Below are 13469 nucleotides of genomic sequence, written 5' to 3' on the forward strand. Positions count from 1 at the left end.
CACCGTAGGGAAACCGGTGAAGGGCTCCTTGAGCTCGACGGTGAAGGTCAGGTCGTCGACCTTGTTCAGGCCGGACAGCGTCTCGGCCGTCGGCTCCGGGGCCTCCTTCGGGCCGTCACCGTCCGGGTCCTTGGGCAGGACCTCGTCGATGCCGGCGATCCGCTTCATGAAGTAGCCGTTGCCCTGGCCGTTCGGCGCGTAGGCGGCGAAGTTCCACGCGCGGATGAAGGCGTCGGCGTTGACCGGCTCACCGTTGTCGAAGGTGTAGCCGTCCTTCAGCTTGATCGTCCAGAGTTTGCGGTCGTCCGAGGTGATCGACTCGGCCAGGTCGTTTTCCGGATCACCGGTTTCGGCGTTGTACCTGACCAGACCGCGGTAGAGCTGACGGATCACGTAGATCGCCGGCTCGTCACTGGCGGCGGACGGCAGCAGGTACTTCGGCTCCGCGGCGTAGACCCGCAGTGTGCCGCCAGTTTGCTCGTCTCCTTCCGCTGGGTCGTCGCTGCTACCGGTGCAGGCGGTGGCCAGCATGGCGGTAGCGGTCGCCGTTACTACCACTTTCAGGAGTTTCCCGCGCATAGGAGTGCCTCCTCAGGGCGCTCGGCTCACGAGGGTGCTGAATTGTCTGCCACTGTGACACCAGAATTATGAGGACGAGAAGGTGTGTTATCAATCCGGTACCGGGCCGGGATGGTGCGTACATCCGTCCCAGAATCAACCCACCAATATCGGCCGTGCTGACCTGGGATTCATGGGGTTGCGCATTGGGTAATCGGCTGCCCGCGTCGCCCCGAACAGTCGACGCTGCTCGTTGATCGGCTTAGATCACAGTCGATGCGGCGCGGCTGGGTCGATGATCGGCGATCCAATGTGACTATTAGTAGGCATCGTCCGTGCTGATTGATCAATTCATGGAATTCGGCGAGATGGGGGACCATATCCGGATCGGGTGTCCCGGCCCGGGGGCGGTCAAGGTCGAGGCGACCACCTCCACTGACTGAACCCGCCCGCTACTGGGTCAAGAGTCGGCGGGGGAGGCGCCTTCTGCCGATGGTGTGGAGGGCGCCGAGGATGGTGTTGGCCCGGTGGCCGCGGTGGGGCAGCGCGGATCCCACTCCGGCACGCGGAGCAGCGCCGGGGAACTCGTTCCCTCCCGGCTGGCCGTGGTCGCAAACGCAATCCCGTCGATGCAGAGCCGCGCCACGTTCGGGAAGTTGTCGGCGTTGCGGTAGACCTCGACGTAGTCGACGTCGGAAATCTTGTCGGGGGCGGCACCCTCCCGGCCGCCGCGGTCGCCGAGTTGGTCCGAACAACCGGTCAGCGACAGGACCAGCGCTACCGCTGCGGCGGCGACACTGAATGTGCGTGCCAGCCTCATAATCCCCCGCATCTTCTCTGATCACGCAGGCATGTCGCGGTGACATCCCAGCTCGGCATGCCACGGCGAGTGGCGTGACCGGCCGCAACAGGCGGGGGTCAGCATGCCAGGTAGGAGCAACGGATGACCACTCCGGTCGGGCTTGTCATCTTCGACTGCGACGGAGTGCTGTCGACAGCGAGCGCATCGCGGTCCGCATCAACATCGCGCGCGGCGCGGAACTGGGTTGGCCGCTAGTGCTGTGACCACGAACGTTTGCGGTGTTGGGGTCAGGCTGCTCGGGTAGCTGGCTGGCCCCAGCGTCGTTGTCGTTCGCTGCGGATGCGGGCGCGTTCTCGGCGTTGGGCGGCCAGGACGTCGGGGTGGCGGGCGTTGGCGTTGCGCCAGCGTAGGTAGGCCTGCAGTCGCCGGGTCAGCGCGGGGTGGTTGGGGTGGTTCGAGCCGGCGATGACGAAGGTGCGCAGCGGTCCGAACTGGGCCTCGATGGGGTTGGCCCAGGAGGCGTAGGTCGGGGTGAAGCAGAGCTCAACTTTGTTCCGTGCCGCCCACGTGCGGATCTCGCGGCTCTTGTGCGCGGACAGGTTGTCCAGGATGACGTAGATGGGTGCCCCATCCGGTCGGGCGGCGCGGATCGATGTGAGCGCGGCGAGGGTGTTCGCGGCGCTCTTACGACGGCGCACGACGCCCCAGAGTTGGTCATCACCGAGGCTGTAGCAGCCGTGGAACTGCCGGACCCCGTGCAGCTTGTGGTAGTTCGCGGGCAGCCGGTGCGGACGCTCGCGGGCGCCCATCCAGTGCCGGCCTGCGGGCGGATGGCCAGGGGCCCGAACTCGTCGAAGGCGAACACCCGCTGCGGGAAGCTGCTGCTGACGTACTCGATCCGGGCGAGCTTGGCATCGCGGTGTGGGTCGGTGGACTCCTTCCACGTCTTGGTCCGCTGGAAGGTGATCCGATGCCGCTGCAGGATCTGCCGTAGCCGTTCCCGCCCTATCCGCACACGGCGGGTCGCGTGCAGGCGCAGGTGGTCGGCGAGTTTGCGGATGCTCCACCGGGTGAACGGCCGCCCCAGCTTCTCGGGGCGGGTGTTGGCCGTCTCGACGATGAACTGCTCTTCGTCAGGACTGATCTGGCGGGGACGGCCACCCGCCCACTGAGGGTCCAGGCTGGCCATCCCCATCTCGTTGAACCGGTGGATGACCTGCCGGATCGTGTCCTCATCGGCTTGGACCAAGCGGGCGATCGCCGGCACCGTGTTCCCACCAGCCGAAGCGAGCACGACCATCGACCGCCGCAACCGGATCGGCGAGCCGGTACCTCTACGAGTGATCCTCAGCAGCTGCTGACCCTCCTGATCACTGAGCCGCCGCACGCGAACGAGTTCTGCCACCGCCACAGCCTGACCGCCACGACGCCGCCCGGCCGGCAGGCCAGACGGCGTGTCAACCAACACCGTGAACGTTCGTGGTCACAGCACTAGCTGCCGTGGACGGGGTCAACGAGGTGCTCAACGCGAGCATCCTGCCGACGTGCCTGGCTTCCAGCGGTACGCACGAGAAGATGCGCCACACCCTGGGCCGCACAACCGGTATCCCCGCTTCGCGGGCTGGTTACGCGGGCGGCTTGACCCCTGCGCACCGACTGGAGGGCCAGGGCGCAGTGGTCTTTGACGACATGCGCAAGCTCCCGGGGCTGCAGGCCGCTGCGTGAGCCGCTGTGGCGGCGGGGGCGCCGGTCAGCGCTCCCGAGCGGGCCCGGCTTGACGGAGCTGACGGGGCGCGCTGACTCGACAAGGCCGGCGGGACCGAAACGTACGATGCAGTCGGCAGACCTGGCGAAGGGGTACTTGACTCGCACGAAGCAGATCAGGTTGTAGGCATGCTGACTGAGGAGATTGACAACCGTGAGCAACCTAGTGGGCGCTGTATGGCGCAAGTCCACCCGTAGCGGGGCGAACGGCGATTGCGTCGAGGTCGCGGACAACCTTCCTGAGGTCGTGGGTGTCCGGGACTCCAAGGATCCGACCGGGCTGGCCCTGGTGTTCGGCCCAACTGCGTGGCAGGCCTTCGTGCAGCAGACCAAGCAGCACTGACACCCCAGGGTGTCCGGCTTCCGGGAGCCTCCACACCCGCAACGGCCCAGCCTGTCGAGGGCCGAGCCGTTGGGTGTGGCGTCGCCGCTGGAGGATGGGCAAAGCTTCGTGACTCGGCATGTCATCCTGATGCCGTAGCGAGACCATCGCGTGTGACCGTGGACGGGTTCACCAGCTTTGGCGCTCGGGCTGCTTCCCTCGTAGCCCACCGGACCGGTAGGCGAGCAGTGCGGGTGATGAGGAGTGTCAATGACGAGTAGTACGCGTTCGAACTCGATCGTCGAGGTTTTCGAGCAGGCCGCCTCCAGCTACGACCGCACCGGAGTGTCCTACTTCGAACCATTCGGCACAGCCCTTGTCGGCTGTGCTGGCATTCGGCCAGGTGAGCGGGTCCTCGACATTGGCTGTGGCCGCGGGGCTGTTCTCTTTCCCGCCGCCGCTGCCACCGGACCGACCGGCCATGTCACTGGCATCGATCTTGCCCCGACGATGGTGAAGCTCACCGCCGACGACGCTGCCCGCGCCGGCCTGACCCAGGTCGAGGTCCGGGTTGGCGACGCCCAACAGCCGAGTTTCCCGCTCCACAGCTTCGACGTGGTGCTGGCCGGAATGGTCGTCTTCCTGCTGCCGGAGCCGGAGCAGGCCCTGCGAGCGTACGCGCGATTGCTACGCCCCACGGGCCGGCTGGTGATGAGTACCCCCGGCGCGTACGACCCGGCCTTCGTCGCGGCGATGGATGCCCTGGCTGCGCACCTGCCGGTGGAGCAGCCGCCGCCCGCGCCGACTGCCGGCCCATTCGACGATGAACAGACGATCACGGCGACGATGGCGGCGGCCGGCCTCGACGTCGTCGCGATCAGTGAGCACCGGGTCGAGAGCGGGTTCCACGACGTAAACCACTGGATGCGGTGGATGTGGTCGCACGGCGGACGGGCACTGCTACAACACCTGCCGGCCGATCGGCTCGACGCGGCGACCGACGACGCGGCGCAGGTGCTGGAATCCGTTCGCGCACCCGAGGGCGATCTGACGTTGACCACCGTCGGGCGCGTCACCGTCGCGGTGCCCCAGCCGGGTGGCCCGGCACCTGCGGCGGCGCGGTGAGAAGGGGCAGCTGACGCCCCGGACCCAGCCGGGACCGTCCCCCTGTGCGGGGTTGTTCTGCCCCGTTCAGCGTCGACTGCCTAGATCCAGACGGTCGGCCCGCCCGGCGGCGGTGAAGGCGGTGACGAGTTCGTTGCGGCCCTCTGTGGATTGGGCCCAACTGTCGTAGTAGGTGGGAACCACTCGGCAAGCGCCGAGGAGTCTGGCTGCCTCAGCCGGTGTCGGCGCTGGACTTCGTCGCACGAGACGGCCGGTGCGGCTCGGCGTGTATGTGTGCGCGTATCCCCTGCGGGTCAAACAGGATGAGCAGTTCAACCGACCCGCCGTCGGCGCTGCCGAGCCAGTGTGACAGCGACGTGTCGAACTCGGCCGCCTCGCCGGGGGACAGGGTGAGGTCGCGTTCTCCGAGTACCAGTCGCAGTTGCCCGTTGAGCACGTACAGCCACTCGAAGCCATCATGGGTCTTCAGGGTCGGCTCAACCGGTTCCCGCCGGCCCGGGATGATCAGTTTGAACGCCTGCACGCCGCCGGGGCGCCGGGACAGGGGCACGAAGGCCATGCCGAATCGTCGGATCGGCGTGAGGTGGATGCGGGGGTCGCCGGTCCGTGGGGCGCCGACGAGGTCGTCCAGCGGAACGTTATAGACGCGGGCCAGGGGCAGCAGCAACTCCAGGGTCGCCCGGCGCTGCCCGCCCTCCAGGCGGGACAGAGTGCTCTCGGATACACCGGTTGTCGTCGAGACGTCAGCGAGGGTGAGGCCACGGTGCCGGCGCAAGGCACGCAGCCGTGGCCCCACCGCGTCCAGCACGTCGTCCGTGTCACGGTTCACGGAGTCCAGCTTGCCATAAGAGCAAGATTTCGTGTCAGTCCGCCGGGACGCACCGAGACTGGGGCGGACACCAACGGGAGGAGTTCGCCGATGCCCACCACCGACGCGGTCACGTACTGGAATGATCTGTATTTATCCCGACCGGCGGCCACCACCCCGCAACCCAATGTCCGCCTCACCGAGATCGCCACGCACCTGCCAGCCGGTGATGCGCTGGACCTCGGTTGTGGCAACGGCGGCGACGCACTGTGGCTTGCCGGCCAAGGCTGGCGCGTCACCGCTACCGACGTCTCGACTGTGGCGGTCGAGCGGCTGGCTACCCTAGCCGGTGCGCGTGGTCTCGCCGACCAGGTCGTTGCCGTGCAGTGCGATCTGAGTGGTTCGTTCCCGCACGGGCAGTTCGATCTGATCTCCGCTCAATACCTGCACACCACCCTTGATCTGGACAGGGCGCCCATCCTGCGCTCGGCCGCGCACGCCCTGCGTCCGCAGGGACGGTTGCTGGTCGTCGACCACGGCTCGATCGCGCCGTGGTCCTGGAACCAGGACCCAGGCGTCCGGTTCCCGAGCCCGCAGGAGGTCGCCGAGGACATCGGGCTGGATTCGGCGACCTGGACGGTCGAGCGGGCCGACGCCTCCCGCAGGATCGCGACGGGACCGGACGGGAGTACCGCGGAGGTCACCGATCACATCCTGATCATCCACCGTACGGCCTGATTCCGGTGCGATGCCACCACAGGTCCACGGCAGGGCAGAAACACGTCACAGCAGGACAGAAGCGCCACACTTCGTGACACATCACTAGACACCATCACCATAGCTGTCAAACCAGCCGTCAGAGCCACCAGCGGCTGCCTGCGCGACGTCTCGGAGCGTCGCGACGCGGGCCTTCCGGATCCGACCCATGGATCCGCCCGCGGCTAGCGCAGCTGGGCCGTCTCGTATAGATGATCGAAGATGATCTGATCGACTGGGGAGACTCGGTGACGGTCGGCGTGGGTGAGCCAGACGATCTCCTCGATTTCGCTGCTGGCCCGCAGGAGGCCCTGGTAGTCGGCGGTATAGCAGGTCATCTGGACCGTGATTCCGTCTGGGTGTCCGTGGGCCTGGGCGCGGAAGGTGCCGACATGCACAGCGGTGTCGGAGGTGATGGTCACGCTGAGTTCTTCCTGAATCTCGCGAATGAGCGTATCAAGGTCACCTTCGCCGGGTTCTCGTTTGCCGCCCGGAATGTAGTAGACGTTCTTGCCACGCGATCGGGAGCTGAGGATCGCGCCGTTCTCAAGGCGGATCCAGGCGATCTTGTCGATGGTGGTCATGTGACGCTCCGGAGCGGTCAGCTGTGTTTGTCCGTGGCCGTCGTGACGTGCAGCCCGGGCGAGACATGTCCTAGGGTCGCGGTCATGAAGGCAATCTATCGGCCGGCAGCGCGCGTGATCTGTCTGGACGCCGCGTGCCGCGTGCTTCTCCTGCGTTGGCATGATCCAGTTGACGGGGTGTGGCTGTGGGAACCGCCCGGCGGCGGCATCGAGCCCGGCGAGACACCGCTGGCGGCGGCACGACGGGAGCTGATGGAGGAGACCGGACTGGACCCCGGGGCGGTCCTTGACCGGTCGGTGCCGGTCGAGCGCACTGTGCGGTGGAAGGGCAAGCGGTATGTCGGTCCGGAGGACTTCTTCGTGGCGTACTTCGCTGTGGACCGGCCCTCGCTGACCCGGACCGGTCTGCTCCCGGACGAGCAGGTCGAACTGCATTCGCATGCGTGGGTGTCGTGGACGGATCTGACCGCGCTTCCAGATCCAGTCGAGCCGCCGGAACTGTTGACCGTGCTTCGCGCGCTGCAGCCGGATGGCCCCTGGTGCGAGGCGCGGAGCGGCTAGCGGCGGTGATCGTGCCACTGTGGCTAGGTCCACGCCAGGAAGCGGTGAGAGCGGCCTGATGTCTTGTGGACCTGAGAGAGTTGGGTGTCCGCCTCAGCCAAGAGTGCGCCCAGGTAGCGCCGGAGCGCGACGCAGTTGTTGCGATACGCGGTCAGGAGGGCGACGCGGGCCGGCGGGCATGGCCACTCGGCCTGACAGGTCTCGCAGCCCCACAGGGGCGCATGGGCAGATGCAGCCGGGCGGTCACCGGAATACCCCGATCACGATGGCGGTGACGACGACAACCACGATCAGCGCGGTCAGCAGCTTCTGGCGGGCAGCGGGTGGGTTGATGTCCGGCGGGTGCTCCGGGTGCACCCGGTCGCCGTCCGGCAAGCGGGGTGGGCCGGACGGGTCACGGCGGGGACGCAACTCTTCGGGTCGGTTGTCGTCGGCCATCAAAGCCTCCGCAGCCCGGTGAGCACAGCTTCAAGGACATCGTCAGTGTGGTGCTGGGTGTAGCCGACGCGGGCCCGACCGGCCGTGCGAAGGCCGGACAGCAGCAGCTCAAGGTCCTCCTCAGACGCGATGGGCGGAGGCTGAGGATTGGTCAATTCAGCGAGTGTCGCTCGGGCTGCCCGTTTTGGTAGTTCCACTGCGATGTTCATCGTTGCCTCCTGTCGAACCCTGAGTGGGGGTGGTCGTGGGACCGCAGGCAGCGCTTCGTCTCGCCGCACGTCGGGTACCAAGTGCCAGACTTCAGACAGATCAACAGCCCTGTTGCCAGGCCAATCGCCAGCGTCAACGCGGCGGCAGTTGCGGACACCTCATCCTCCTGATGGCCCGTCTATGCCTTCATGCTGAAGGTGGGGGAAGGGTGATGCAATATTCCCTGGCGGCGTTCACTGGAGAATATTGACCGTGGCGGAAGTTGCTCGGAAAGTATTCCATCGAGCGTGTGCAGGTGTTCCGCCACGGAAGGAGGACCATGGAATCAGATGCAGGATCCACGGTGCCCCGAAGGCAGCTCGGTAGGTTTCTGCGGTCGCAACGGGAGAGTGCCAACATCACGATCAAGGCGGCGGCAGATGAGTTGGAGTGCAGCCCGCAGAAGATCTGGCGCATTGAGAAGGGATCCGTCCCGGTTCGTGCTACTGATGTCAAGATCCTCTGCCAGCTTTATGAGGCCACAGCGGACATGACGGCAGGTTTGGTCGCCCTGGCACGAGAAACCAAGGCCAAGGGGTGGTGGCACGCGTACGGAGATGCCGTCCCGGGTTGGTTTGAGCTGTATGTGGGCCTAGAGGGTGCTGCCACCCGGGTGCGCAAGTACGAGCCGGCGTTGATCCCCGGCCTACTTCAGGCGCACGCGTACATGGAATCGGTGGTCCGAGCGGATCGGCCTGACCTGGAAGATGCGGATGTCGAGCGACGCATGGCGGTGAAGATGGAGCGGCAGGGCCTACTGTCGCGTCACTTCCCCCCGCCACCTCATCTGGAAGTGATCATTTGTGAAGGAGCGCTACGGCGCGCCCCCGCTGTTCCTGGTGCGATGGCACAGCAGTTGTGGCATCTGCTCAAGGCGAACGAGCGACCCCACGTCAGTGTGAGGGCACTGCCCCTTGCGTCAGGGCCGCATCGAGCATCGGTTTCGGGGGCGTTCACTATCTTGGACTTCCCGCCAGACGAGGCTGGTAGACACGAGCCGTCGACCATATACAGTGAGTCACTGACGGGGGCGCTCTACCTCGACAAGCCCGGCGAGACCGAAACGTACGATGCAGTGTGGGCAGAGCTAGCGGAAAAGGCTCTTGACCCGGACGAGACAGACAAGTTTGTAACCACACTGATCGAGGAGATGAATAACCGTGAGTAACCTAGCCGGCGCTGTCTGGCGTAAGTCCACCCACAGCGGCGCGAATGGCGACTGCGTCGAAGTCGCGGACAACCTTCCTGACCTCGTGGGTGTGCGGGACTCCAAGGATCCGATCGGGCCGGCCCTGGTGTTCGGTCCGGTGGCGTGGCGGGCGTTCGTGCGCCACGCCAAGCAGCACTGACCAGCCCCAGGAAGCCCGGCTTCCGGGGAACCTGACGGCAGCCGAAGGCCCGGCCCACTCGCGGGCCGGGCCTTCGTGTTGTGGTGGGGCGGCGTCCCGGGTCCGGTTGAACCCGGGCGCCGCCCAGCTGGTTGCGGCTAGCCGGCCGCGATCCGCCAGGCTGCGGCGAGCTTCCACGTCGCGGTGGTCGGCTTGCCGGTCAGGAGCGCGTGCTCCGCGTCCGCGGTCAGGGTGGAGGTCCGCGTCGCCGAGGGGGCGGTGACACCCTCCCGTACGATCGCCGCCTGCGCGACATCTCGGAGCGTCGACACCAGCAGTTCGTGCTGTGCCGCGTTGTCCCGGCTGCTGAAGGCCAGCAGGGTAGAGACCACCGTCAGTTCGGTGACCACCCGCCGCTCGTCGCGGACCGAGCCGTCGTCCTGCCAGGAGCTGTCGTTGCGCAGCGACCGGTCCAGCACCTTCACCGCGGCCCGGGTCCAGCCGTCCTGCTCGATCCCGGCGAGCTCGCCCCGCAGCTCGTGCAGCCGGTCCTGGGTCGCGTCGGTGCGCAGGCCCCAGCCGTACGGGTAGAGCGGGTCGTAGCTGGCGTCGCCGACGTTGATCGGCTCCTGGTCCAACGAACGCGGCCAGGAGACCGGCAGTTGACCGGTGAAGGGCTGCTCGCCGAAGAGTACGTCGGCGACGCCGGCCCCCTCGGTGCCGGGCAGCCAGGAGGCCACCACGGCGTCGGCGGAGACGAGCGCGTCGTCGAGCACGAGCGGACGACCGGAGATCACCAGTACGACGCAGTTGTCCACCGCTGAGCAGACCGTGTTCACCGTCTCCTGCTCGGCGGCGCTCAACGTCATGGTGAAGCCGTTGTTGCCGACGTCGCCCATGCCTTCCGCGTACGGCTGCTCGCCCACCACGACGATGGCCCGGTCATGCCCGTCCAGCGGGGCGGAGGCGTCGGCACTGTAGGTGACCTCGGTGTCCGGCGCGACCTGTTGGATGCCGTCGAGGATGCTGGTGCCGGGGGTGATGTCGCCGTTGCCGCCCTGCCAGGTGATGGTCCAGCCGCCGGCCTGCGCGCCGATGTCGTCGGCGCTGGCGCCGGCGACGTAGAGCTCGCCGGTGTTGGCCAGCGGCAGCACCTGATCGGTGTTGCGGAGCAGCACCTGGGACTTCGCGGCGGCCTCACGGGCCACCGCCCGGTTCTCCGGCGAGCCCACCTCGGCCAGGTTGGTCCGGTCGGTGAACGGCTGCTCGAAGAGTCCGAGGTGGAACTTCTGGGTCAGGATCCGGCTGACCGCGTCGTCGATGCGGGACATCGGTATGTTCCCGGCCTCGATCTCGCCGAGCAGTGTCTCCTCGAAGCGCTGGTACTCGTTCGGCACCATGATCATGTCTAGTCCGGCGTTGATCGAGATGCGTACGTCGCTGTCGTAGTCCCCGGGGATCTGGTCGATCGCGGCGTAGTCGCTGATCAGAAAGCCGTCGAAGCCGATCTCCTCCTTCAGGACGTCGGTGAGTAGTTCCTTGTGGGCGTGCATCTTGACCGGGTTGCCGACTCCGTCCTCGGTGAAGTCGACGCTGGAGTACGACGGCATGATCGTTCCCGCGTTGTGCTTACGCACCGCCGGGATGTACGGGTCCAGGTGGACCCGGTCGAATTCTTCCCGGCTCATGACGACGACGCCCTGGTCGATCGGGTACCCACCGTTGCCCGGCCGGTACTCGGTCCCGCCGTCGCCGGCGTAATGTTTGACCGAGGCGAGCACCCGGTCGGCGTCCTTCCGGTCGGCCAGCGCAGGGCCCTGTAGCCCGTCGATCACCGTCTCGTTGGCGATCACCAGCGCCGGGTCCTCCCCGTACGCCTCGTAGGTACGCCCCCACCGGTCGTCGCGGGCCACGCAGGCGCAGGGTGCGAACGACCACTGCGGCCCGGTCGCCCGGGTCTCCTCGGCGGTGACGTGCCCGACCCGTTCGACCAGCTCCGGGTCCCGAGCCGCGCCGAGCCCGATGTTGTGCGGGAAGATCGTGGTGCCCTGGACGTTGCTGTGGCCGTGCACCGCGTCAACGCCGTAGAGCAGCGGGATCTGCAGTCGGGTCTGCAACGTGTACGTCTGGTAGCCGTCGACCATGTCCGCCCAGGCCTCCGGGGTGTTCGGGGTGGGCGTCGAGCCGCCACCGGAGAGCAGCGAGCCGAGTCGCCAGCTGGCCAGGTCGTTCGGTGAGTCGAGGGCGTTCCGCTCGGCCTGGGTCATCTGGCCGGCCTTCTCCTCGACCGACATCCGCCCGAGCAGGTCGGCGACCCGCTCCGCAATCGGCCGGGAGGCGTCCAGGTACGGCAGGCCGTGCGCGTTCAGCACGATGTTCGGTGGGTCTTCGGGTACGGCGATGCCGTTGCCGGAGAGGGTCAGCGGGATCGTTTCCGCCAACTCCGCCTGCTCGTCGGAGCGGGTTTGGACGGTGATCTGCCGGGTGGTTCCGGATGCGGTACCGGCGGGGAAGACGAACTCTCCCTCGACCGGCTCGTAGTCCTCGCCGGGCGTCGCCGTGCCGGCGCCGGTGACGTACCGCAGGGTCACCTCGTCGGCCAACGGCGCGTCATCGGTGTTGGTGAGCCGGATCGTGACGGTGGTCGACTCGCCCTCGTCGAGGAGGCTGACCGCTGGGTCGGCCACCACCCGGGCCGTCGGCCCGACCTGCGGGACGCCGTAGACCTCAACGTCGTCGATGCGGAAGGTGTCGGCGTACCCGGAGCGGGGCTGCATCGCGTAGCCCCACATCTGGTCGAGGTCCAACTCCTGGTTGATACCGCCGATGGGCTGATAGTCGGTGCGGTACTTGAACTGCGAGAACGGGAGCTCGACCAGACGCCAGCCGACCCAGTCCTCAGTGAAGCTGGTGATCCAGAGCTCGCTGTGCTCGGCGTCCACCCCGCCGTCCTTGATCTCCACGTCGATGCGGCGCCCGGCGCCGGGCGCGGCCGGCGGCACGGTCAGCGGGCTGAAGTACCAGAACCGGAACCCGCCGAAGCTGCTCCAGTCCTGCGGTTCGGTGTTGAAGCTGAGGTTCTGCCCGAAGCCGGCCCAGCTGGTGGTGGTGTCGATGGCCACCGAGAGAGCCTGGTTGTCGGCGGGCGTGCCGTCGCGGGCGGCGTCAACGTAGCTCAGCTGCGGGATGCGGGAGTCGTCCCCGCTGAAGGTGATGATGCCGGGCTGCCCGCCGGGCGGGTTGAGCTGCGGCTGTGGGGCCTCGAAGTCGGCGACCGTCGCCACGTTGGTGAAGAGCTCCACCTGGTCGAAGTGCAGTTCGCCGGCGCCCTGCGGCAGGTTGACCGCGAACCCCCACATCCGGTCGAGCTGCAGCTCCTTGTCCTTCGGGCCGTCCCCTGGCTGGTAGCTGGTGCGCCAGGCGAAGTCGGGGAAGATCGTCCGGATCTGCTTCCAGCCAATAGAGTCGTCGATGAAGAACGACTCCCACAGCTCGGACGCCTCACCGTGCTCGCCGCCGTCCTTGATCTCGAACTGGACCTGCCGGCCGCTGCCGTCCCCCTTCACCCAGAACGAGAACCCGTCGTACGCCCGCCAGTCCTGGTGGCCGTCCGGTGCGATGAAGTTGTGGGTGAAGCCACCCCAGCCGTCGATGTCGTACCGGACGGAGAAGGCGTCGTTGTCGCCGCCCGCGCCGGGCCGGTCGTTGCTGGCGACGGTGTCCACTTCGGGCCGCTCGGGATCGCTGGAGGCGAAGAGTAGAACCTCGGGGGGTACGCCGTCCTCGTAGTCCTCAACGGTCTGCACGGCGCCGGCCGGTGCTGGCGCGACGGCGGTGTTGGCGGCGGGGGCCGGGTCGGGCAGGGCCTGCGCGGCCCCGGGCAGGACCAGAAGGGATCCGGTGAGGGTGAGGGTCAGCAGGGTGGCGGTTCGGGTTCGTAAGCCGCCCCGCCGGCGATCAGGTTCTGGATGCACGGTGCCTCCTGTAGAGGGGGTCGGAAACACACCCATCGATTGTTGTAAGCTACAACATATTGGCTCGCGCCGTTTTGAGGAAGTAACAGGTGGGTAACGAGTGGCGGGGGTGGATGCGCCGCCCGCGCCCTGTCGCAGCCACCGGTCTCGCCGTCGCCACGCCACGCCCCGGCGCAAGGCCGTCCGGGGCGGCGACACTG

14 protein-coding genes and 2 pseudogenes are annotated in these 13469 nt (G+C 67.3%); 7 read left to right on the plus strand and 9 right to left on the minus strand.

Features of this window, described 5'->3' with window-relative positions; translation table 11 throughout:
• The 3 genes and pseudogenes from SALPAC3_RS26505 to SALPAC3_RS25215 all read right to left on the minus strand — a co-directional run.
• Positions 1-579: ABC transporter substrate-binding protein (locus tag SALPAC3_RS26505; protein ID WP_033774798.1), on the minus strand; the 579-nt coding region annotated here is incomplete at its 3' end.
• A gap of 439 nt (positions 580-1018) precedes the next feature.
• Positions 1019-1378: a hypothetical protein gene (locus SALPAC3_RS0101750; RefSeq protein ID WP_018219546.1), complete on the minus strand. Its 360-nt coding sequence runs from the start codon at positions 1376-1378 to the stop codon at positions 1019-1021.
• A gap of 269 nt (positions 1379-1647) precedes the next feature.
• Positions 1648-2765, minus strand: a pseudogene (locus tag SALPAC3_RS25215) (IS630 family transposase).
• Positions 2766-2839: 74 nt separating this feature from the next.
• Here SALPAC3_RS25215 and SALPAC3_RS0101760 point away from each other — a divergent pair.
• The 3 genes from SALPAC3_RS0101760 to SALPAC3_RS0101770 all read left to right on the plus strand — a co-directional run bounded on the left by SALPAC3_RS0101760 (position 2840) and on the right by SALPAC3_RS0101770 (position 4571).
• The gene (locus SALPAC3_RS0101760) at positions 2840-3085 is read left to right on the plus strand and encodes a hypothetical protein (protein ID WP_232430440.1); all 246 of its coding nucleotides are present in this window, start codon (positions 2840-2842) and stop codon (positions 3083-3085) included.
• A gap of 193 nt (positions 3086-3278) precedes the next feature.
• Entirely contained in the window at positions 3279-3467 is a 189-nt protein-coding gene (locus SALPAC3_RS0101765; protein ID WP_026185145.1) for a DUF397 domain-containing protein, read from the plus strand.
• A gap of 249 nt (positions 3468-3716) precedes the next feature.
• Positions 3717-4571, plus strand: coding sequence for a class I SAM-dependent methyltransferase (locus SALPAC3_RS0101770; RefSeq protein WP_018219551.1), 855 nt, complete (start codon positions 3717-3719; stop codon positions 4569-4571).
• Between the two features lie 66 nt (positions 4572-4637).
• On the opposite strand, the pseudogene SALPAC3_RS26510 reads toward SALPAC3_RS0101770, so the two are convergent.
• Both SALPAC3_RS26510 and SALPAC3_RS0101775 read right to left on the minus strand, forming a co-directional pair.
• Positions 4638-4787: pseudogene (locus SALPAC3_RS26510) on the minus strand (MBL fold metallo-hydrolase); the annotation flags it as partial.
• Positions 4783-5400: a helix-turn-helix domain-containing protein gene (locus SALPAC3_RS0101775; RefSeq protein WP_018219552.1), complete on the minus strand. Its 618-nt coding sequence runs from the start codon at positions 5398-5400 to the stop codon at positions 4783-4785. The gene SALPAC3_RS0101775 and the pseudogene SALPAC3_RS26510, both read right to left, overlap by 5 nt.
• A 90-nt stretch (positions 5401-5490) precedes the next feature.
• Between SALPAC3_RS0101775 and SALPAC3_RS0101780 the strand changes: the two genes are divergently transcribed.
• Entirely contained in the window at positions 5491-6117 is a 627-nt protein-coding gene (locus SALPAC3_RS0101780; protein ID WP_018219553.1) for a class I SAM-dependent methyltransferase, read from the plus strand.
• Between the two features lie 203 nt (positions 6118-6320).
• Here SALPAC3_RS0101780 and SALPAC3_RS0101785 read toward each other — a convergent pair whose 3' ends face one another.
• Complete coding sequence (locus SALPAC3_RS0101785) at positions 6321-6719, minus strand: NUDIX hydrolase (protein WP_018219554.1); 399 nt, start codon at positions 6717-6719, stop codon at positions 6321-6323.
• 84 nt (positions 6720-6803) lie between these two features.
• On the opposite strand from SALPAC3_RS0101785, the gene SALPAC3_RS0101790 reads away from it, so the two are divergent.
• Positions 6804-7280: an NUDIX hydrolase gene (locus tag SALPAC3_RS0101790; protein WP_018219555.1), complete on the plus strand. Its 477-nt coding sequence runs from the start codon at positions 6804-6806 to the stop codon at positions 7278-7280.
• Between the two features lie 243 nt (positions 7281-7523).
• Here the strand turns inward: SALPAC3_RS0101790 and SALPAC3_RS0101795 are convergent, their stop codons facing one another.
• Positions 7524-7718 carry a hypothetical protein gene (locus tag SALPAC3_RS0101795; protein WP_018219556.1) on the minus strand — a complete coding sequence of 65 codons (195 nt, stop codon included), beginning with the start codon at positions 7716-7718 and terminating at the stop codon, positions 7524-7526.
• Positions 7718-7927, minus strand: a complete 210-nt coding sequence (locus SALPAC3_RS26520) for a hypothetical protein (RefSeq protein WP_018219557.1) — start codon at positions 7925-7927, stop codon at positions 7718-7720. Before SALPAC3_RS26520 ends, SALPAC3_RS0101795 begins: the two co-directional genes overlap by 1 nt.
• Before the next feature lie 320 nt (positions 7928-8247).
• Here SALPAC3_RS26520 and SALPAC3_RS0101800 point away from each other — a divergent pair, with 320 nt between their 5' ends.
• Positions 8248-9135, plus strand: a complete 888-nt coding sequence (locus SALPAC3_RS0101800) for a helix-turn-helix domain-containing protein (RefSeq protein ID WP_026185146.1) — start codon at positions 8248-8250, stop codon at positions 9133-9135.
• Positions 9128-9316 carry a DUF397 domain-containing protein gene (locus SALPAC3_RS0101805; protein WP_018219559.1) on the plus strand — a complete coding sequence of 63 codons (189 nt, stop codon included), beginning with the start codon at positions 9128-9130 and terminating at the stop codon, positions 9314-9316. Before SALPAC3_RS0101800 ends, SALPAC3_RS0101805 begins: the two co-directional genes overlap by 8 nt.
• 137 nt (positions 9317-9453) lie before the next feature.
• Here SALPAC3_RS0101805 and SALPAC3_RS0101810 read toward each other — a convergent pair whose 3' ends face one another.
• A complete protein-coding gene (locus tag SALPAC3_RS0101810) occupies positions 9454-13269 on the minus strand; it encodes a carbohydrate binding domain-containing protein (protein WP_026185147.1) in 3816 nt (1271 codons plus the stop codon).
• Between the last annotated feature and the right edge of the window lie 200 nt (positions 13270-13469).

The organism is Salinispora pacifica DSM 45544, assembly GCF_000378845.1.
In the GTDB taxonomy this organism is placed as follows: Bacteria; Actinomycetota; Actinomycetes; order Mycobacteriales; family Micromonosporaceae; genus Micromonospora; species Micromonospora pacifica.

Excerpts from the sequence above, each read along its gene's own strand:
- SALPAC3_RS0101750 (WP_018219546.1), bottom strand. The coding sequence starts at position 1,378 with ATGAGGCTGGCACGCACATTCAGTGTCGCCGCCGCAGCGGTAGCGCTG.
- SALPAC3_RS0101770 (WP_018219551.1), top strand. The coding sequence starts at position 3,717 with ATGACGAGTAGTACGCGTTCGAACTCGATCGTCGAGGTTTTCGAGCAG.
- SALPAC3_RS0101780 (WP_018219553.1), top strand. The coding sequence starts at position 5,491 with ATGCCCACCACCGACGCGGTCACGTACTGGAATGATCTGTATTTATCC.
- SALPAC3_RS0101785 (WP_018219554.1), bottom strand. The coding sequence starts at position 6,719 with ATGACCACCATCGACAAGATCGCCTGGATCCGCCTTGAGAACGGCGCG.
- SALPAC3_RS0101790 (WP_018219555.1), top strand. The coding sequence starts at position 6,804 with ATGAAGGCAATCTATCGGCCGGCAGCGCGCGTGATCTGTCTGGACGCC.
- SALPAC3_RS0101795 (WP_018219556.1), bottom strand. The coding sequence starts at position 7,718 with ATGGCCGACGACAACCGACCCGAAGAGTTGCGTCCCCGCCGTGACCCG.
- SALPAC3_RS26520 (WP_018219557.1), bottom strand. The coding sequence starts at position 7,927 with ATGAACATCGCAGTGGAACTACCAAAACGGGCAGCCCGAGCGACACTC.
- SALPAC3_RS0101800 (WP_026185146.1), top strand. The coding sequence starts at position 8,248 with ATGGAATCAGATGCAGGATCCACGGTGCCCCGAAGGCAGCTCGGTAGG.